We start from the raw sequence: 19,763 nt of genomic DNA on the forward strand, positions 1-19,763 counted from the left end.
CCAACAGCCCTCACAGCGTGCCGGACAGGCTGCTGTCGGAGAGCTTGGCGGGCAGGTCGCGGCGGCGCTTGACGTTCAGCTTGCGGTAGATGCGGGTGAGGTGCTGCTCCACCGTGCTGACGGTGACGAACAGCTTGGAGGCGATCTCCCGGTTGGTGTTGCCGTGCGCGGCCAGCAGCGCGACCCGCACCTCGGCCTCCGTCAGCGCCTCGACATCGCGCTGCGGTTCGGCGTCGCCGCCCGGCTGGGCGGGTGCCGGGGCGAGTTCGCCGGTCTCCGCCTGCCGGGGCATCAGCTCCCGGCACAGCGGCTCGGCGCCGCAGCTCTTGGCCACGTGCCAGGCTTTGCGGACGAAGACCCGGCCCCGGTTGAAGTCGCCCGACGCGCGGTAGGCGCGGCCGAGTTCGCCCAGCGCGACGGCGAGCTGGATGCGGTCGTCGCCGCCCTCCAGCACCTCGACGGCCTCCTTGAGCCGGGGCAGCCGCCGCCTGAGCTGGTCGGTGCGGGCCAGGACCACCAGCAGGGCGCCGCGCAGCCGTGCGTCACCGGCGCCCCGGCGCAGCTGTTCCTCGGCGAGGGAGCGGGCCTGGGCGGGGTTGTCGAGGGCGAGCCACGCCTCGGCGGCGTCCAGCCGCCACGGCGTCAGCAGGGGCGTGTCCATGCGCCACGACTCGGCCATCTCCCCGCAGGCCATGAAGTCGCCGAGAGCGGCGTGGTAGCGGCCGGTGGCCAGGTGGCAGCGGCCGCGGGCGCGCAGGTAGTACAGCCCGGGGACGGTGCGGAAGAGCCCGTCGGGGAGCGGCTGTTCGAGCAGCGCCATGGCCTCGTCGTGGTGGCCCATCCCGGTCTCGGCCTGGATCAGGGCGGACAGCAGCAGGCCCAGCCCCACGCCCCAGCCCGGTGCGGGAATCTGCCCCAGGGCGCTGCGCGCCTGGTGCGCGGCCACCTGCAGATCGCCCTGGCGCAGCGCGATGTCGGCCCGTACGGCGGACAGCATCGCCTGCCACGCGGGGACGCTGCGGGAGGAGCATTCGCCGAGCAGCCGCTCGCACCAGGACAGGGCGAGGTCCAGGCGGTCCACGACGACGAGCGCGTACAGGGCGATGATCAGCGGCTGGAGGGTGTTGTCGCCGAGGTGGTAGCGCTGCAGGACGCGTTCGGCCTCGATGACCGCCTGGTCGGCCCGGCCCTCGGTGAAGGCGGCGGTCAGGGTGGCGGCGGCGTGCGCGTGGGCGAGTTCGGCCACGTCGTGGGGGGAGCCGGTGGCCTTCGCGGTCCCGGCGCCGAGGGTGGGGAGGCGGTCGCGCAGCGGCGGGCTGAGCATCGTCAGCCACTGGACGGAGGCCGAGAGGGCGGCGCCCATCGCGGGGTCGCCGCCGTCGGTGGCGCCGGGGCCCGCCGTGCGGCTCAGCGCGGTGATGGCGTCGGCGGCCGCGTCCAGCCGCCCCGACCAGGCGAGGTACGAGGTGATGGGGGCGATGTCGCGCGGGGCGAGCCAGCCCTGCTCGGCCTCCTCGGTGAGCGACGGCAGATACCCCTCGGCGACGCCCGGGCCGACCCGCCAGGCGACGCTGACGAGTCGCGCTTTGAGGGCGGTGCGCGTGGGGCCGGGCTCGCACGCGTGGTGGGCGTGTTCGAGGCAGCGGAGCGCGACGTCGAGTTCCTTCTGCACCAGCGCGTATTCGGCGGCCTCGCGCAGTACGGGGACGGTCCAGGGCTCGCCGTCCTGACCGGCGCGGACCAGATGGCGGGCGACGTCGAGCGCGGAGGCGCCGTCGGCGTGCAGCAGCCGGGCGGCGCGGGCGTGCAGGTCGTGGCGGACGGCGGCGGGGGCCGCGTCGAGCACGGCGGTGCGGGCCACCTCGTCGCGGAACCGGCCGTTTTCCAGGATGGCGCACTCGTGGAGGTCCTGGACGCCTTGTTCGACGGTGCCGACGCTCAGGTCGAGCAGGCTGCTCAAGGACCGGGGGGACCGGGCGTCGCCGAGGACGGCGACGCCGCGGGCGATCGTCGCCACATCGGGCTCGCCGCGGTACAGACAGCCGATGACGGCCTGGGCGAACGCCTCCCCCGGCGAGGGGCGTTGCAGCGCCTCACCGTGGTCGCCACCGGCCCGCCAGTCGTCCAGCAGGGCGCGCAGCAGCAGCGGGTTGCCCCCGGAGAGGCGGTGGCATTCGGGGGCGAGCCGGGCGGCGACGGCGGAGGACAGGGTGTTCGACAGCGCGTCGGCGACGCCCGCCTCGGTGAGCATGGGCAGCCGCATGCGCACACAGTTGGGCTGGCGGAGCAGCTCGGCGTGGAAGGTGAGCTGCCGCTGACGCAGCCGGGGGGATTCGGTGAGGACGATGAGAACCCTCGCCTGGCGGACCCGGCGGGCGAGGTGGAGCAGGAATTGCAGCGAATGATCATCACCGCAGTGCACATCGTCGACGGCGATCACGAGGGTGCGTTCGTCGACCAGCCGCAGCAGCACCGAGGAAATCTGGGACATCACGTGCATGCGTGCCGCGGCGGTAATGTCCGGACCGATGTCGGCAAGCAGGCCGACCGCCTCGGAGCGGACATCCGGGGGCATGGCGGCATTGTCGAAGATCTTTCGGAGAATGCCGAAGGGCAGGTCGCGTTCGGCGCGCGAACCGGTCACTTCGAGGAGCAACGCGCCGCTCTCGATTGCCTGTTCGGCAAAACTGTCCAGCAGCCGGGTCTTCCCACTGGCCACCGCGCCGCTGACAAGCGCCAGTCGGCCTCGGCCCTGCGTCGCGCCGTGCAGCATTTCACGCAGGACGGAGAGGCGGCTCTCCCATTCGAAAAGATTTGCTGGCACAGGACTCATCCCCCGGATGACGCATCACCTCATGCCCCCGGCGGCGGTGCCGAGGGCATGAGACATGAGGTGTGGCGTTTCGTTGCTTTTCGAATCGTGCTGACGAATCGTCGTCCGAGCGAGGGCCGGGTCAGGGCCTTACGCCGAAAGCGCCTCGGACATCAGACTCGTCATCTCCGCTTGATGGTTGGCCAAGAAGAAGTGGCCGCCTGAGAACACCCTGACGTCGAACGCGCCGGTGGTGTGCGACCGCCACGCCTCCGCCTCGTCCAGGCTGGTCCTGGGGTCGCTGTCGCCGGTCAGCACGGTGATCGGTGCGCGGACGGCGGCGCCGGGCTCGGAGCGGTAGGTCTCGATCGCCTTGTAGTCGCTGCGAATCGCGGGCATCACCATGCGCAGAATCTCCTCGTCTCCGAGGACCCGCGCATCGGTTCCGCTCAGCACCTTCATTTCGCGCACGATGCCGTCGTCGTCACGGCGGTGCACATTCTCGTCCCGGTAACGGGAAGGCGCCCGGCGGCCCGAGGCGAAGAGGGCGACCGGGGAGAACTCCGGATCGGCCGCCTCCAGCCGACGCGTGACCTCGAACGCGAGGACGGCGCCCATGCTGTGGCCGAAGAAGGCGATCGGCAGATCGAGCCAGGGCTTCAACTCCGCGGCGATGGCGTCCGCGTACTCGCCGATGTCTTCGATCCGCGGATCCAGCCGCCGGTCCTGACGCCCCGGATACTGCAGCGAGAGGACGTCGACGCCCGGCGAAAGCGCTTTCGACACCGGGAAGAAGAACGACGCCGAACCTCCGGCGTGCGGCAGACAGACCAACCGCACACGGCTGTCGGGTGCCGGATGGAACCGTCGTATCCAGACGCTGTCTTCTTGCTGAGCACCCATGAACGTGAAAAGTCTTTCCCTCATCAGATTCGCCGTCGCGAACAGCCGTTCAACACGTCCTCACACTTCGAAGACGCACCGGAACATGCTGCCCCTAAACGTTCTAACACGACAATTGATGTAGGGGGCACCCCTAACGCGAGGGGCCACCCCCACGATCGGGGCCCTGTAGCGCGCGCTGCTGCTGCGCGCCCCCGGCAAGCGCCTGCGCCAGGTCGTCCAGCGCCTCCACCAACAGGTCGGCGCTGCGCACCGCGACCCCCTGCCGCTCCCCGGCGGCCTCCTGCCAGTGCTCCAGCGCCTCGGTGACGGCGGTCCAGTCCAGCGCCCGCCGCTCCCGTACCGCCTCTACAGCCTTCGGGACCGCCGTCCGCAGCGCCGCGGCGAACTCCTCGGCCTCCCGCGACGGGGCCGCGTCCCGGTCCGGAAGGTGCGCCTCCAGCAGCATGGTGACCCGGCCCGTGGTGGACAGCGCGGTCTGCGCCGCCTGCGCCGCGGAGCGGCCGAGTCCCCGGTGGCGCACCGGCTCCCGGCGCGCCCGGCCCTCCAGTTGCTCGTACTCGCTGCGGGCCGCCCGCGCGTCCAGCAGCGCCTCCCGCACCTGGCGGGGGCGGCGGTCGGCGGGGCGGGCGTGGGCGTCGAAGACGGCGATGGCGTACTGGCCGCCCGTGGCCAGCCAGTCGGCCAGCCGGTCGCGCAGCAACGGGGTCTCCCAGGCGGGGAAGACCACGTACGAGGCCATCGCCATCAGCCCGCCGAGCAGCGTCAGCGCCACCCGCGCCTGGACGGTCTGGCCGACCTCCGCGCCCGCGATGCCGAGCAGGAAGACGACGTACGCGCTCACGCACAGGGAGGCCACGATGAAGCCGGTGCGCAGCAGCATGAACATGCAGGCCGCGCACACCACGGCCAGCGCGGCGCTCACATACGGGTCCGGGTGGGCCAGCGTGACCACCACCCCGCCGATCAGAACCCCGGCCAGGGTGCCGAAGAAGCGGGCGACCCCGCGCGAGAAGGTCTGGCCGAAGTCCGGGCGCAGCACCATCACCGACGTCAGCGGCGCCCAGTAGCCATGGCCGAACGGCAGCACGGCGCCCAGCAGATAGCCGCAGACCGCGACCACCGTGAGGCGCACCGCGTGCCGCAGGATCCGCGAGTCCCAGCGGGCCTCGCGGCGCAGGGCGCGCAGCGCCACCGGCACCAGCCCGGGGACGGTGGGGCGGGGCAGATGACGGCGGTCCTTGGCGCCCTCGGCGGTCACCGCCTCCACCGGCTCGTCCGAGGACTCCACGACATCGTTCACCAGGGCCATCAGCTTCAGCGCGGCGCGGCGGGCCGCCCCGTTGAGCATCGGGCCGCTCGCCGGCACCTCCAGGACCGCCATCGCCTCGGGCGGCAGCCGGACCGGCTTGTTCCGGCGGATGGCGTGGGCCACCGCGTCCAGCAGGGAGGCGGTCGCGGCCAGCAGCTCGCGGACCCGGTCGCGCTCGGACCCGAGCATCGGGGCGCCGACCACCGGGTCGGCCATCGAGGCGAGCACCGGCCGGATCCGCTCGGCCAGCAGCCGGTAGCCACGCAGCTGGCGCGGGCGCCGCTTCGCCGCGCGCGGGGTCACAGCGGCGGCGCTGCGGGCGTCCATCAGCGGCTGCGGGTCGAACGGCGCCTGCGGGTCGTGGCGCAGCCGCCGGGCGTAGTCGGCGACGGCGGCGAGCGCGTCCGCGAGGGCGTCGCGCTGCACGCCCCAGGGCCGCACCGGGAAGAGCACGACCAGCGCGGCCTGGACGACCCCGCCGACGCCGATCAGCGCGGCGTGCTCCAGGGCGCCGAGCACCGAGGTGGGGAGGGTGACCGTGACGAGCATCACCGCGACCATCTGGGTCGAGACCAGCCCGGAGACCGGGCCGACCGCCCACGACATGCCGGTCAGCAGCGTCCATACGGCGAGCATCACGACGAAGGTGGCGACGTGGGCGGCGGCCAGATAGCCGAGGAAGGTGGAGACCGCGAGCAGTGACGCGGCGGCCAGCGCCAGCTCCGGCCGGGGCCGCCAACTCTTCTGGAAGATGGCGATCCCGGCGGAGAACGCGCCGAACGCCGACGACACCGCGAGGGTCGGCGAACCGAACCAGAGGGTCAGCCCGACGACGATGGCCACACCGCAGGCGCCACGGACCGCGACCAGCGGCTCCAGCCGGATGCGCTCGATCGTCAGACCCGCCTGGGCCGTCTGCTTCAGCGCGTGTGACCAGCTCATACGGCGAGACTACGACCTTGATCTGCGAGCGAGGAACCGGCCGTCTTGGGCCGATTCCTCGCTTACCCGTCCTTTCGGCCCTCGTCAGCCCTCGGGTGTTGCGCAATCCACGTTGAGCAGCTCGATGGGCCGGGTCGCGTCGAGGTCGACGTAGGCGGTGAAGGAGCTGGGCTCGCCCTGGCCCCAGTACGTGGTGATCGTCGCCCAGCCGACCCGGGCGGACTGGGCCGTGGTCACCTCGCCGACCTCGATGTCCCGCGGCTCGTTCTGCGCGCACAGCAGCAGGTCGTACTCGGGGGTCTGCGCGATCCGCTCCTTCAGGTACTCGGAGACCAGGTTCTCGCGCTCCCAGGGGCGCGGCCCGTGGTTGCCGTAGAAGCCCTCCAGGAAGTGGTGGATCTCCTCGGCGGTGAAGCGGCCGTTCGGATCGGTCTTCACGCCGTGGGACGCGGCGGCCGCGGGCGAGCCCGCGGCCAGCACGAGTCCGAGGCCGAGCGCGGCGGCGCAGCTTCCGGCGACCGCCGCGGACCGACGAAGGGTACGAAGCATGAAACATCCCCCTGTGTATGGTCTTGTGCCCATTGTTCGGGCGAACACTCAAGAAGACCTACAGGCGGGGTGGATGGTTGCACTGTGCCGCGGCGTTTTCCGGCACGACCAATCCCCCGCCGGTCGGTGACCGGCGGGGGACGCGAGTCTCAGGCGATCAGTGGTTCTTGGGGAAGCCCAGGTTGATGCCGACCTCTTCCGACGGCTCCGGCCAGCGGGTGGTGACGACCTTGCCGCGGGTGTAGAAGTGCACCCCGTCGTTGCCGTAGATGTGCTGGTCGCCGAAGAGCGAGTCCTTCCAGCCGCCGAAGGAGTGGTAGCCCACCGGCACCGGGATCGGCACGTTGATGCCGACCATGCCCGCCTCCACCTCCAGCTGGAAGCGGCGGGCGGCACCGCCGTCGCGGGTGAAGATCGCGGTGCCGTTGCCCCACTTCGAGGAGTTGATCAGCTCGATGGCCTCGTCGTAGGTCTCAGCGCGGACCACGCACAGCACCGGGCCGAAGATCTCGTCGCGGTAGGCGTCGGCGGTCGTGGGGACCTTGTCCAGCAGCGAGACGCCGATGAAGAAGCCGTTCTCGTGGCCGTCGACCGTGTAGCCGGTGCCGTCCACGACCACCTCGGCGCCCTGGGCGGCGGCACCCTGGACGTAACCGGCGACCTTGTCCCGGTGCTCCTTGGTGATCAGCGGGCCCATCTCGGAGGACGGGTCGTTGCCGGGGCCGATCCGGAGCTTGGCGGCGCGGTCGGCGATCTTCTTCACCAGGTCGTCGCCGATGTCGCCGACGGCGACGACGACGGAGACCGCCATGCAGCGCTCACCGGCCGAGCCGTAGGCCGCGTTGATCGCGTTGTCGGCGGCGAAGTCCAGATCGGCGTCGGGCAGCACCAGCATGTGGTTCTTGGCGCCGCCGAGGGCCTGCACCCGCTTGCCGTGCTCGACGGCCTTGGACTGGATGTACTTGGCGATCGGGGTGGAGCCGACGAAGCTGACCGCGGCGACGTCCGGGTGCTCCAGCAGCCGGTCCACGGCCACCTTGTCGCCGTTGACGACGTTGAGCACACCGTCCGGCAGCCCCGCCTCGGACGCCAGCTCGACCAGCCGGTGGGAGGCCGACGGGTCCTTCTCGCTGGGCTTGAGGACGAAGGTGTTGCCGCAGGCGACGGCCACCGGGAACATCCACATCGGCACCATGGCCGGGAAGTTGAACGGCGTGATGCCCGCGACGACGCCCAGCGGCTGGCGGATCGAGGAGACGTCGACCCCGGTGGAGACCTGGGTGGACAGCTCGCCCTTGAGCTTCTCGGCGATGCCGCAGGCCAGCTCGACGATCTCCAGGCCGCGGGCCACCTCGCCGAGCGCGTCCGAGTGCACCTTGCCGTGCTCGGCGGTGATCAGCTCGGCGATCTCGTCGCGGTGGGCGTCCAGCAGCTCGCGGTACTTGTAGAGGATCGCGGAGCGCTTGGACAGCGAAACGGTGCCCCAGGACCGGTACGCCTCCTTCGCGGAAGCGACGGCCGCGTCGACGTCCTGGACCGAGGCCAGGGCGACCCGGGTGTCCTGGGCGCCGGTGGCCGGGTTGAATACCGGGCCGAAGGTGCCGGACGTGCCCTCGACGGACTTTCCGCCGATCCAGTGGTTGACGGTCTTCATGGGTGCGAAGCCTTTCTCTCGAAAAACGTCAGAGGTGGCGGCGGCGGCCGGCGGCGTGCCGGTCGTACTCCTCGCGGGCCTTCACGGCAGCCGGGCGGGTCGCGGTCTCGGCTACAGGCACATCCCACCACGCCTGTGCGTCGGGTGCGCCCGACACTGTGTCGCCCGTTTCCGTCTCCACGTAGACACATGTGGGACGGTCCGATGCGCGGGCGGTCGCCAGCGCCTCCCGCAGCTCGGCCACGGTCGCGGCGCGCAGCACGTCCATGCCGAGCGAGGCGGCGTTCGCGGCCAGGTCCACGGGGAGCGGATCGCCGGTGTACGTGCCGTCGGCGGACCGGAAGCGGTAGGCGGTGCCGAACCGCTCGGCGCCGGTCGTCTCCGACAGACCGCCGATCGAGGCGTAGCCGTGGTTCTGGAGGAGGACGATGTTGATGTTGATGCCCTCCTGGACCGCGGTGACGATCTCGGTCGGCATCATCAGGTACGTACCGTCCCCGACCAGCGCCCACACGGGGCGGTCGGGCGCCGCGAGCCGTACGCCGATGGCGCTCGGGATCTCGTAGCCCATGCAGGAGTAGCCGTACTCCAGGTGGTACTGGCGGGGCGACCGGGCCCGCCACAGCTTGTGCAGGTCGCCGGGGAGCGAACCCGCCGCGTTGATCACCACGTCGTCGTCGCCGACCGTCGCGTCCAGCGCGCCCAGCACCTGGGTCTGGGAGGGGCGTACGGAGGTGTCCTCGGCGGCGTACGCGGCGTCCACCAGGCGCTCCCAGCGGGCCTTGCCGGTGCGGTACTCGGCCTCGTACGTCTCGTCGACCCGGTGACCGGCCAGCTCGGCGGTCAGCGCGTCGAGACCGGCGCGGGCGTCGGCGACCAGCGTGGTGGCGGCGAGCTTGTGGGCGTCGAAGCCGGTGATGTTGAGGTTGAGGAACCGGACGTCCGGCTGGGCGAAGAGGGTCGCGGAGGCGGTGGTGAAGTCGCTGTAGCGGGTGCCGACCCCGATGATCAGGTCCGCGGTGCGGGCCAGGTCGTCGGCGACGGCGGTGCCGGTGTGCCCGATGCCGCCGATGTCCGCGGGGTGGTCGTAGCGCAGCGACCCCTTGCCCGCCTGGGTGGAGGCGACCGGGATGCCGGTGGCGTCGGCGAACGCCAGCAGGGCGCCCTCGGCCTCGCTGTGGTGAACGCCGCCGCCCGCGACGACCAGCGGCCGCCGGGCGGCCCGGATCAGCCGCGCGGCCTCGGTGGTCTCGGCCGCCTCCGGGGCGGGGCGGCGCACCCGCCACACCCGGTCGGCGAAGAACTCCTCCGGCCAGTCGAACGCCTCGGCCTGCACGTCCTGCGGCATGGCCAGGGTGACCGCGCCGGTCTCGGCCGGGTCGGCGAGCACCCGCATGGCGGCGAGCGCGGCCGGGATCAGCGCCTCGGGGCGGACGACGCGGTCGAAGTAGCGGGAGACCGGGCGCAGCGCGTCGTTGACGGACACGTCGCCCGCGTACGGCACCTCCAGCTGCTGGAGCACCGGGTCGGCGGGCCGGGTCGTGAAGACGTCGCCGGGCAGCAGCAGCACCGGCAGCCGGTTGACGGTGGCCAGCGCGGCGCCGGTGACGAGGTTGGTCGCGCCGGGCCCGATGGAGGTGGTGACGGCCTGGGCGGCGAGCCGGTTGGACTGGCGGGCGTAGCCGACCGCGGCGTGCACCATCGACTGCTCGTTGCGGCCCTGGAGGTACGGCATGGTGTCCTGCCCGGCCTCCAGCAGCGCCTGGCCGAGCCCGGCCACGTTGCCGTGGCCGAAGATGCCCCAGGTGGCGTTGATCAGACGGTGCCGCTGCCCGTCCCGCTCGGTGTACTGGTGCGCCAGGAACTCGACCAGGGCCTGGGCGACGGTGAGGCGGCGGGTGGTCATCGGGCGTCTCCTGCGGGCGCGTCAGGGGCGGGAGTCTCAGGGGCTTCGTACAGCGGAAGGCGGGAGTCGACGGGCTGGTCGGGCCAGGTGGAGCGGATCCAGCCGTGGTCGGGGTGGTCGCAGATCAGCCAGGCGCGCTCCTCGCCGGGGCCCGACATGACGTTGAGGTAGTACATGTCGTGGCCGGGCGCGGCGATCGAGGGGCCGTGCCAGCCGTCCGGGATCAGCACGGCGTCGCCGGAGCGGACCTCGGCCAGCACATCGGTGTTGCGGCCGTGGCCGGAGGGCGAGACCCGCTGGTAGCCGATGCCCTCGTTGCCATGGGCCTCGGCGATCTCGAAGTAGTAAATCTCCTCCAGCTCGCTCTCCACGCCGGGGCGGCACTCGTCGTGCTTGTGCGGCGGGTACGAGGACCAGTTGCCGCCGGGGGTGATCACCTCGACGGCGATGAGCTTGTCGCACTCGAAGACCCCGGCGGCACCGAAGTTGTTGACCTGGCGCGAGCAGTTGCCGGTGCCGCGCAGCTCGACGGGGACGGCGGAGGCGGGCCCGTAGCGGGCGGGCAGCCGCCGCTCGCAGCGGGCGCCGGTGAGCGCGAAGCGGCCCCCGGCGCCGCTGGCGATCGTGGCGTGCGCGTCGCGCGGGACGTACGCGAAGTCGCTCACCCCGCTGAACACGCTCTCCCGGCCGTGCAGTTCGAAGGTCTCGCCCTCGGTGATCACCGTGCAGCCGCCGCTGAGCGGCAGCACGATCCACTCGCTGTCGCCGGTGGCCAGCTGGTGCGAGCCGCCGGGCGGCAGGTCGAGCACGCGCAGGCTGGAGTAGCCCCAGCCGGCCCGCCCTGGGTCGATGTCCAGCGCGTACGGGCCGTCGGCCGCCTTGCCGGCCTGCACATGGAAGCCGAGGGACGATTCGTTGGTGGTCATGGCGTCAGTGTTTCCTCCGGTTCCGGGGCCGATTCACAACAGGCCGATTCAAGGCAGGCCGATTCACAGCAGGCCCGTTCACAGCAGGCCGACGGCAGTGTCCACGGCGGTCTCCACGCTGCCCTCCGCCGGATAGAGCAGCGAGCGGCCGACGACCAGGCCCTGGACGGTGGGCAGACGCAGCGCCTTGCGCCACTTCTCGTACGCCCCCTCCTGGTCCTTCCCCACCTCGCCGCCGAGCAGCACCGCCGGGAGCGTGCTCGTCTCCATGACGGCGGCCATCTCGTCCGGGTCGTTGGTGACCGGCACCTTCAGCCAGGTGTACGCGGAGGTCCCGGCGAGCCCGGAGGCGATCGCGATGGACTTGGTGACGGCCTCGGCGCTCAGGTCGTTGGAGACCCTGCCGTCTATCCGGCGGGAGATGAACGGCTCGACGAAGACCGGCAGCTGCCGCTCCGCCATCTCGTCGATGGCGCGGGCCGTGGTCAGCATGGTGTTGAGCGACCCGGCGTCGTCGTAGTCGACCCGCAGCAGCAGCTTCCCGGCGTCGAAGCCGAGCCGGGCGATGTCCTGGGGGCGGTGGCCGGTGAAGCGGTCGTCCAGCTCGAACGAGGCACCGGCCAGCCCGCCGCGGTTCATCGAGCCCATGACGACCTTGCCGTCGAGGGCGCCGAGCAGCAGCAGGTCCTCCAGGATGTCGGCGGTGGCCAGCACCCCGTCGACGCCCGGGCGGGACAGCGCCACGCACAGCCGCTCCAGCAGATCGGCCCGGTTGGCCATGGCCAGCTTGTGCCCGCCGACGGCGAGGGCGCCGCGCGCCGGATGGTCGGCGGCCACGATCATCAGTCGGCCGCTGTCGCCGATGAGCGGGCGGCGGATCCGGCGGGCGGCCGCCTCGGCGATGGCCTCGGGATGCCTGCTCCGCACCGTCACGAGGTCGGAGATGCTGATGCTCAAGGTAGGGGTCCTCTCTTATCGGCCGGTACGGCGGGCTTCCCGAGCGCCGGATGTGCCCCATGGATTGAGGCGGCACGGGCGCACCGCGTCACTCTTGGCTGAGCAGGGCCTCGACCTCGGCCTGGGTGGGCATCGCGGAGGAGCAGGCGAGGCGGGACGCGACGATCGCGCCCGCGGCGTTGGCGTACCGCATGATCCGCTCCGGGTCCCAGCCCGCCAGCAGCCCGTGGCACAGGGCGCCGCCGAACGCGTCGCCCGCGCCGAGGCCGTTGACGACGTCCACGGGGACGGGCGGGACCTCGGTGGCGGTGCCGTCGCGGTGCACGGCGAGGACGCCCTTGGGGCCCTGTTTGACGACGGCCAGCTCGACCCCGGCGTCCAGCAGGGCCTGGGCGCATGCCGCGGGCTCCCGTACGCCGGTGGCGATCTCGCACTCGTCCACGTTGCCGACGGCGACGGTGGCGTGGCGCAGGGCCTCGGCGTAGAAGGGGCGCGCCGTCTCCGGGTCCTTCCAGAACATGGGGCGCCAGTCGAGGTCGAAGACGGTGGTGCCGCTCTTGGCGCGGTGGGCGAGGGCGGCGAGGGTGCTGCCGCGGCTGGGCTCCTCGCTGAGGCCGGTGCCGGTCATCCAGAAGATCCGGGCGGCGCGGATCGCGTCAAGGTCCAGCTCGCTGGGGTAGATCTCCAGGTCGGGGGCCTTGGGGCGGCGGTAGAAGTAGAGCGGGAAGTCGTCGGGCGGGAAGATCTCGCAGAAGGTGATCGGGGTGGGGTAGTCCTCGACCGGCGTGACGAAGCGGTCGTCCACCCCGAATCCCTGGAGTTCCTGGTGGATGTACTCGCCGAACGGGTCGGCGCCGGTACGGCTGATCACCGCGGAGCGGTGGCCGAATCGGGCTGCGGCCACCGCGACATTGGTCGCCGAGCCGCCCAGGAACTTTCCGAATGACTCGACCTGCGGCAGCGGCACTCCGGTCTGCAGCGGGTAGAGGTCCACTCCGATGCGGCCCATCGTGATCAGGTCGTACGGCTCACTCATGCGTGCCCCTTCGGGAAAGACGCAGCTCAGGGTTGTCGAGGGCGAACACCTGGTCCCGCCCGGCCCCTTCAGGTCTAGACGGGCCCACGGCCCGCTGTCAAGGATTTGTCATTACATTCGGACGTAACCACGAGAGCGCCACGGAGCGCGTTATAGCCTCGTTACGTCCAGATGAAATGTTGTCATGACAAACTCTTGACAGGTAGTGGCCACGAGGAGTTGGCTCCCCCTCATGCAACGGCTGTGTTAACACCGGACCTGGCTTGAGAGGTGCTGGAGCAGATGGACCTCAGATTCGACCGTCGCCACAGAGCGGGACTCGCCACCATCGCCGCCGTAACGGTTCTCCTCGCAACGGGATGCAGCAGTCAAGGGGGCAAGAAGGCCCAGGACGCCGCGGACGACATCTCCGCGGGCAAGGCCAACACTCCCCGGATGAAGATCGCGATGATCACCCATGCCGCCCCCGGTGACACCTTCTGGGACACGGTGCGCAAGGGCGCCAAGGCGGCCGCCGCCAAGGACAACGTCGATCTGGTCTACTCCAGCAGCCCCAACGGCGGCGACCAGGCCAACCTCATCCGGAACGCGATCAACCAGAAGGTCGACGGCATCGCCGTCACGCTGGCCAAGCCCGCCGCGATGAAGGGCGCGATAGCCAAGGCCGAGAAGGCCGGGATCCCCGTCGTCGGCTTCAACTCCGGGCTTGAGGACTGGAAGTCCCAGGGGCTGCTCGAATACTTCGGCCAGGACGAGAACCTCGCCGGACAGGCTTTCGGCAAGCGCCTCAACGAGGTGGGCGCCAAGCACAACATCTGCGTCATCCAGGAGCAGGGCCATGTCGCCCTGGAGGCCCGCTGCGCGGGCGTGAAGAAGACCTTCAAGGGCAAGACGGACACCCTCTACGTCAACGGGACCGACATGCCGTCGGTCAAGTCCACGATCTCCGCCAAGCTCAAGCAGGATTCGAGCATCGACTACGTGGTCACGCTGGGCGCGCCGTTCGCACTCACCGCCGTGCAGTCCGCCAAGGAATCGGGCGGCAAGGCCAAGGTCGCCACCTTCGACCTCAACAAGGACCTCATCGCCGCCGTCAAGAGCGGGGATGTGCAGTTCGCGGTGGACCAGCAGCCCTACCTCCAGGGCTATCTGTCCATCGACTCGCTGTGGCTCTACAAGAACAACGGCAACTTCAGCGGCGGCGGCGAGAAGCCCGTGCTGACCGGCCCCGCGTTCGTCAACAAGGACAACGTGGAGAAGATCGCCAAGTTCGCCGAGAAGGGCACGCGGTGATCCGGCCATGACCCAAGCCGCCCCACCCGCCGCCGCCATGCCACCGGCCTCCCCCGCGGCGCGCCCCAAGACCCGCACCGCCGAACGCTCGCTGGCGCGCCGGGCCTTCGCCCGGCCGGAAATCGGCGCGCTGGTCGCCGCCGTCGGCGTCTACGTCTTCTTCTTCGCCGTCGCCCCGACCTTCCGGCAGGCGGACTCGTTCGCCACCGTGCTCTACCAGGGCTCGACGCTGGGCATCATGGCGCTCGCCGTGTCCCTGCTGATGATCGGCGGCGAGTTCGACCTGTCGGCCGGTGTCGCCGTCACCTCCTCGGCGCTGACCGCGAGCATGCTCAGCTTCCAGCTCACCGCCAACGTCTGGGTCGGCGTCGGGGTCGCCTTGGTCGTCTCGCTCTCGGTGGGCCTGATCAACGGCCTGCTGCTGATCAAGACCGGGCTGCCCAGCTTCCTGGTCTCGCTCGCCAGCTTCCTGATGCTCCAGGGCCTCAACCTGGCCGTCACCAAGCTGCTGACCGACAACGTCGCCACCAACACCATCAACGACATGGACGGCTTCGACTCGGCCAAGGCGGTCTTCGCCTCCGAGATCACGGTCTTCGGCGTCGATGTGAACATCACCGTGTTCTACTGGCTGGCCTTCGCCGCCCTCGCCACCTGGGTCCTGCTGCGCACCAAGTTCGGCAACTGGATCTTCGCGGCCGGCGGCTCCAAGGAGAGCGCCCGGGCGGTCGGCGTGCCGGTGAACCTCACCAAGATCGCGCTCTTTATGACGGTGGGCCTCGCGGCCTGGTTCGTCGGCATGCATCTGCTCTTCGAGTACAACACCGTGCAGGCCGGTGAGGGCGTCGGCAACGAGTTCTACTACATCATCGCGGCGGTGATCGGCGGCTGTCTGCTCACCGGCGGCTACGGCTCCGCGATCGGCGCGCTCCTCGGCGCCTTCATCTTCGGCATGGTCAACCAGGGCATCGTCTACGCCAACTGGAACCCGGACTGGTTCAAGTTCTTCGTCGGCGTGATGCTCCTGCTCGCCACGCTCGTGAATCTGTGGGTGCGCCGTCAGGCCGCCAGGAGGTGATGGGAATGTCCGCCAACGACCTCACGAAGCCCGCACCGGCCGCGGAGGCCGCCACGGAGCCGGTCGTCCAGCTCAAGGGCGTCGGCAAGCTCTACGGCAACGTCCGGGCCCTGGAGGGCATCGACCTCGACGTCCGGCCGGGCCAGGTGACCTGCGTACTCGGCGACAACGGCGCGGGCAAGTCCACCCTCATCAAGATCATCTCCGGGCTGCACCGGCATGACGAGGGCGAGTACATCGTCGACGGCAAACCGGTGCGGCTGAGCAACCCGCGCGAGGCCCTCGACCTCGGCATCGCCACCGTCTACCAGGACCTGGCCACGGTGCCCCTGATGCCGGTGTGGCGGAACTTCTTCCTCGGCTCCGAGCTGACCCGCGGCCCCTGGCCCGTCCGGCGGCTCGACATCGAGCGGATGAAGGAGACCACCCACGCGGAGCTGTCCGCCATGGGCATCCACCTGGACAACCTGGAACAGCCCATCGGCACCCTCTCCGGGGGCCAGCGGCAGTCGGTGGCCATCGCGCGGGCGGTGTACTTCGGCGCCAGAGTGCTGATCCTGGACGAGCCCACCGCGGCGCTGGGCGTCAAGCAGTCGGGCGTCGTCCTGAAGTACATCGCGGCGGCCCGCGAGCGGGGCCTGGGTGTCATCTTCATCACCCACAACCCGCACCACGCGTACATGGTCGGCGACCACTTCTCGGTGCTGAGACTCGGCGCCCTGGAGCTGAACGCCGCCCGGGACGACGTCAGCCTCGAGGAGCTGACCAACCACATGGCCGGCGGCACCGAGCTGGCCGCCCTCAAACACGAGCTGGCGCAGGTGCGCGGGGTCGATGTGGAGGAGCTTCCCGAGGTCGTCGACACCCCTTCACCCTGACCTGACGACCTGACATTCGGACCTGATGACGTGACATTACGTCCGAATGTCCTGACGAAGTCTTGACGGCCCCCGGTCCGGCCCGTAAAGCTGCCCAAACCAGCATGAAACGCGGGCCCCGGCCACCACCGGAAACGAGCGACCCGCACCGCCCCCTTCCCCGGTCCCCCGACCGGCGAGAGGAGACCCTCTTCCATGACTGCCGCCGCCTCCCCCGTGCCCGCCCTGGACCGACTCCGGGTCGGCTCGGCCCCCGACTCATGGGGGGTGTGGTTCCCCGACGACTCGCAGCAGGTCCCCTGGCAGCGCTTCCTCGACGAGGTCGCGGAGGCCGGCTACGAGTGGATCGAGCTGGGCCCGTACGGCTATCTGCCGACCGACCCCGCCCGGCTCACCGAGGAGATCACCCGCCGGAACCTCACGGTCTCGGCGGGCACGATCTTCACCTCCCTGCATCACGGCCCCGAGGTCTGGGACGCCACCTGGGAGCACGTCTCCCAGGTAGCGGAGCTGACCCGGGCCATGAACGCGAAGCACCTCGTGGTCATCCCCTCCTTCTGGCGCGACGACAAGACCGCCGAGATCATCGAGCCGCCCGAGCTGACCGCCGAGCAGTGGCGCCATCTGTCCACCGGCATGGAGCGCCTCGGCCGTGAGGTGCGCGAGCACTACGGGCTCGACATCGTCGTCCACCCGCACGCCGACACCCACATCGACGGCGAGGAGAACGTGGCGCGCTTCCTCGACGCCACCGACTCCGACCTGGTCAACCTCTGCCTGGACACCGGCCACTACGCCTACTGCGGCGGGGACAGCGTCAAGCTCATCGAGACCTACGGCGAGCGCATCGGCTACCTCCACCTCAAGCAGGTCGACCCGGAGATCCTGGCCGATGTCGTCGAGAACGGGGTGCCGTTCGGCCCGGCCGTCAAGCGCGGCGTGATGTGCGAGCCGCCGAAGGGCGTCCCGGAGCTGGGGCCGGTCCTGACGGCCGCCCAGAAGCTGGACGTGGACCTGTTCGCCATCGTCGAGCAGGACATGTACCCGTGCCCGCCCGACCAGCCGTTCCCGATCGCCGAGCGCACCCGCCGCTTCCTGCGTTCCTGCGGCGCCTGACCCGCTCCCCTTCGATCCCTTTCCGATCCCCTCCGATCCTCCGGACGAGCAGAAAGAGAAGAGAGACACCTATGACCCAGCAGGGCACGCTCGGGATCGCCGTCATCGGGACCGGCAAGATGGGCGCCGACCATGTGCGCCGCATCAACGAGGTGATCAGCGGCGCCCGGGTGGCGGCCGTGGTCGACATCGACGAGGCACGCGCGAAGGCCGTCGCCGACACGTCCGAGGGCTGCCAGGCGTTCACCGACCCGGCCGCCGCCATGGCCGCGCCGGGCGTGGACGCGGTACTGATCGCCTCGCCCGGCCCCGCGCACGAGGCCGCGCTGCTCAGCGCGTTCGAGCACGATCTGCCGGTGCTGTGCGAGAAGCCGCTGACCCCGGACTCGCAGTCCGCGCTGCGGGTGCTGGAGGCCGAGCAGCGGCTCGGTCACCGTCGCATCCAGGTCGGCTTCATGCGCCGCTACGACACCGAGTTCATGAAGCTCAAGACGCTGCTCGCCTCCGGTGAGCTGGGCCGTCCGCTGCTGATGCACTGCCGTCACCGCAACGCCTCGGTGCACTCGTACTTCACCACCGAGATGCTGATCAACGACTCCGTGGTGCACGAGATGGACCAGTCGCGCTGGCTGCTGGAGCAGGAGATCGCCAACGTCACCGTGCTCAAGCCGACCCCCAACTCGCACGCCCCCGAGGGGCTTGCCGACCCCCAGCTGGTGATCTTCGAGACCACCGGCGGCGCGATCGTCAACGTCGAGATCTTCGCGAGCTGCGGCTTCGGCTACCAGGTCCAGGCCGAGGCGGTCTGCGAGCGCGGCACCGCGCGCGTCGGCGACGCCCACGGCATGCTCGTCAACCGCCCCGGCACCTGGGGCGGCGAGATCGCCCCCGACTTCGTGGCCCGCTTCGAGGAGGCGTACGACCGCGAGGTGCAGGCGTGGGTCGACGCCACCCGGCGCGGCGTCGTCGAGGGCCCGAGCGCCTGGGACGGCTACGCCGCGGCCGCCGTATGCGAGGCGGGGGTGCGGGCGCAGACCACCGGCGAGCGCACGCCCGTCGACATGATCGCGCGCCCCGACTTCTACGCCTGACGCTCAGGGGCGGGCCGGTCGCCACCACGACCGGCCCGCCCCCTTTGTTCCACACTCCGCACGCTTCCCCGCTTGAAAGGTTTGTCCTTCTTATGAAGATCGCCCTCGACCCGCATATGCTGCGCAAGGGGCCCCTGCTCGAACTCCCCGCGCTCGTCGCCGAGCTGGGCTTCGAGTACATCGAGCTGTCCCCCCGCGACGACTTCATCCCCTTCTTCAAGCATCCGCGGGTGGACGACGGCACGGTGCGGCAGTTCCGGAAGGCGCTGGACGCCGCCGGGGTGCAGATCTCCTCGATTCTGCCGCTGTTCCGCTGGTCCGGTCCGGACGAGGACGAGCGCCAGGCCGCCGTCCGCTACTGGAAGCGGTCCATCCAGATCGCCGCCGACCTGGGCGTGGACAGCATGATCTCGGAGTTCAACGGCCGCCCCGAGGACCCCAGCCGCAGCGAGGGCCAGTTCTGGCGGTCGATCGAGGAGCTGCTGCCGGTCTTCGAGCGCGAGTCCATCCGGCTGACGCTGGAGCCGCACCCGGACGACTTCATCGAGGAGGGGTACGAGGCGATCAACATGATCCGGGGCATCAACCACCCCCTGGTCTCCTACCTCTACTGCGCCCCGCACACCTTCCACCACGGCAATGACGCCCCCGGCCTGATCAAGCACGCGGGCGACCTGCTCACCCATGTGCATCTGGCCGACACCTTCGACCACACCGCGTCCTCGGGCCTGCGCTACATCATCAACCCGCCCGGTTCGGCGGCCCGTATCCACCAGCACCTGGACATCGGCCAGGGCGAGGTCGACTTCGACGCGCTGTTCGGCGCGCTGCGGGACAACAACTTCGACGGCACGCTGACCTCCTGCGTCTTCGCCTGGGAGGACCGCGCCCGCGATTCGTCCGTCTTCATGCGCCGGAAGATCGACGAGTACCTCTCCACCTGGAAGTAACCGGCCTCCTGGAAGCAGGGGCCGCCGCGTCACCCGGCGGTCACAGGCGTCACATCTCCGCGCGGCTTACGTCACAGGTGTTCAACAGCCCCTAGCCGCCCGTCACCCGGCTCGTTCACCGAACACAGGCCGAGTGAAAGGGCGCGAGTGATGACCGATCGAAGGCTGTGGTCCTACAAGGAGATCGCCGCACATATCGGTGTACAGACCGACACCGTACGGTCCTATCGCAAGCACGGTCACATGCCGCCCCCCGACCTCGTGGAGGGCGGCAAGCCGTTTTGGTACGCGGACACGATCCGGGCCTGGGTGGCCCGCAGACCCGGCAACCGCCGCGCCCGGCGCGACTCCAAGGACTAG

General features: G+C 70.6%; 16 protein-coding genes. 7 read left to right on the top strand and 9 right to left on the bottom strand.

What is annotated here, in order from left to right:
- Window positions 1-10: 10 nt before the first annotated feature.
- From ACZ59A_RS05535 to iolC, 9 genes are all read right to left on the bottom strand, one after another.
- Window positions 11-2,833, bottom strand: coding sequence for a helix-turn-helix transcriptional regulator (locus ACZ59A_RS05535; RefSeq protein WP_470953832.1), 2,823 nt, complete (start codon window positions 2,831-2,833; stop codon window positions 11-13).
- A 129-nt stretch (window positions 2,834-2,962) separates the two neighbouring features.
- The gene (locus ACZ59A_RS05540) at window positions 2,963-3,715 is read right to left on the bottom strand and encodes a thioesterase II family protein (RefSeq protein WP_470953834.1); all 753 of its coding nucleotides are present in this window, start codon (window positions 3,713-3,715) and stop codon (window positions 2,963-2,965) included.
- Between the two features lie 133 nt (window positions 3,716-3,848).
- Entirely contained in the window at window positions 3,849-5,969 is a 2,121-nt protein-coding gene (locus ACZ59A_RS05545; protein ID WP_470953836.1) for an FUSC family protein, read from the bottom strand.
- A gap of 84 nt (window positions 5,970-6,053) precedes the next feature.
- Window positions 6,054-6,518 carry a hypothetical protein gene (locus ACZ59A_RS05550; protein ID WP_470953838.1) on the bottom strand — a complete coding sequence of 155 codons (465 nt, stop codon included), beginning with the start codon at window positions 6,516-6,518 and terminating at the stop codon, window positions 6,054-6,056.
- 157 nt (window positions 6,519-6,675) lie between these two features.
- Window positions 6,676-8,172: a CoA-acylating methylmalonate-semialdehyde dehydrogenase gene (locus tag ACZ59A_RS05555; RefSeq protein ID WP_470953841.1), complete on the bottom strand. Its 1,497-nt coding sequence runs from the start codon at window positions 8,170-8,172 to the stop codon at window positions 6,676-6,678.
- A gap of 28 nt (window positions 8,173-8,200) precedes the next feature.
- Window positions 8,201-10,078 carry a 3D-(3,5/4)-trihydroxycyclohexane-1,2-dione acylhydrolase (decyclizing) gene (iolD, locus tag ACZ59A_RS05560; protein ID WP_470953844.1) on the bottom strand — a complete coding sequence of 626 codons (1,878 nt, stop codon included), beginning with the start codon at window positions 10,076-10,078 and terminating at the stop codon, window positions 8,201-8,203.
- Window positions 10,075-11,004 carry a 5-deoxy-glucuronate isomerase gene (iolB, locus tag ACZ59A_RS05565; RefSeq protein ID WP_470953846.1) on the bottom strand — a complete coding sequence of 310 codons (930 nt, stop codon included), beginning with the start codon at window positions 11,002-11,004 and terminating at the stop codon, window positions 10,075-10,077. The genes iolD and iolB overlap by 4 nt, the downstream gene beginning before the upstream one ends.
- 78 nt (window positions 11,005-11,082) lie before the next feature.
- Window positions 11,083-11,961 (bottom strand): Cgl0159 family (beta/alpha)8-fold protein, encoded by an 879-nt coding sequence (locus tag ACZ59A_RS05570; protein ID WP_468050018.1) that lies wholly within the window; start codon window positions 11,959-11,961, stop codon window positions 11,083-11,085.
- An 88-nt stretch (window positions 11,962-12,049) separates the two neighbouring features.
- Complete coding sequence (gene iolC, locus ACZ59A_RS05575; protein WP_470953849.1) at window positions 12,050-12,997, bottom strand: 5-dehydro-2-deoxygluconokinase; 948 nt, start codon at window positions 12,995-12,997, stop codon at window positions 12,050-12,052.
- A gap of 282 nt (window positions 12,998-13,279) precedes the next feature.
- Here iolC and ACZ59A_RS05580 point away from each other — a divergent pair, with 282 nt between their 5' ends.
- The 7 genes from ACZ59A_RS05580 (at window position 13,280) to ACZ59A_RS05610 (ending at window position 19,763) form a co-directional block, all read left to right on the top strand.
- Window positions 13,280-14,290, top strand: a complete 1,011-nt coding sequence (locus tag ACZ59A_RS05580) for a sugar ABC transporter substrate-binding protein (RefSeq protein ID WP_470953851.1) — start codon at window positions 13,280-13,282, stop codon at window positions 14,288-14,290.
- A 7-nt stretch (window positions 14,291-14,297) separates the two neighbouring features.
- A complete protein-coding gene (locus tag ACZ59A_RS05585; RefSeq protein ID WP_470953853.1) occupies window positions 14,298-15,368 on the top strand; it encodes an ABC transporter permease in 1,071 nt (356 codons plus the stop codon).
- Window positions 15,369-15,373: 5 nt separating this feature from the next.
- The gene (locus ACZ59A_RS05590; RefSeq protein WP_470953855.1) at window positions 15,374-16,246 is read left to right on the top strand and encodes an ATP-binding cassette domain-containing protein; all 873 of its coding nucleotides are present in this window, start codon (window positions 15,374-15,376) and stop codon (window positions 16,244-16,246) included.
- A 195-nt stretch (window positions 16,247-16,441) separates the two neighbouring features.
- Window positions 16,442-17,362 carry a sugar phosphate isomerase/epimerase family protein gene (locus tag ACZ59A_RS05595; protein WP_470953857.1) on the top strand — a complete coding sequence of 307 codons (921 nt, stop codon included), beginning with the start codon at window positions 16,442-16,444 and terminating at the stop codon, window positions 17,360-17,362.
- Between the two features lie 71 nt (window positions 17,363-17,433).
- Window positions 17,434-18,453 (top strand): Gfo/Idh/MocA family protein, encoded by a 1,020-nt coding sequence (locus ACZ59A_RS05600; RefSeq protein ID WP_470953859.1) that lies wholly within the window; start codon window positions 17,434-17,436, stop codon window positions 18,451-18,453.
- 92 nt (window positions 18,454-18,545) lie between these two features.
- Complete coding sequence (locus tag ACZ59A_RS05605; RefSeq protein ID WP_470953862.1) at window positions 18,546-19,403, top strand: sugar phosphate isomerase/epimerase family protein; 858 nt, start codon at window positions 18,546-18,548, stop codon at window positions 19,401-19,403.
- Window positions 19,404-19,553: 150 nt separating this feature from the next.
- Entirely contained in the window at window positions 19,554-19,763 is a 210-nt protein-coding gene (locus ACZ59A_RS05610; RefSeq protein WP_470953865.1) for a helix-turn-helix transcriptional regulator, read from the top strand.

The sequence above is a fragment of the Streptomyces sp. NPDC040405 genome (assembly GCF_055595765.1).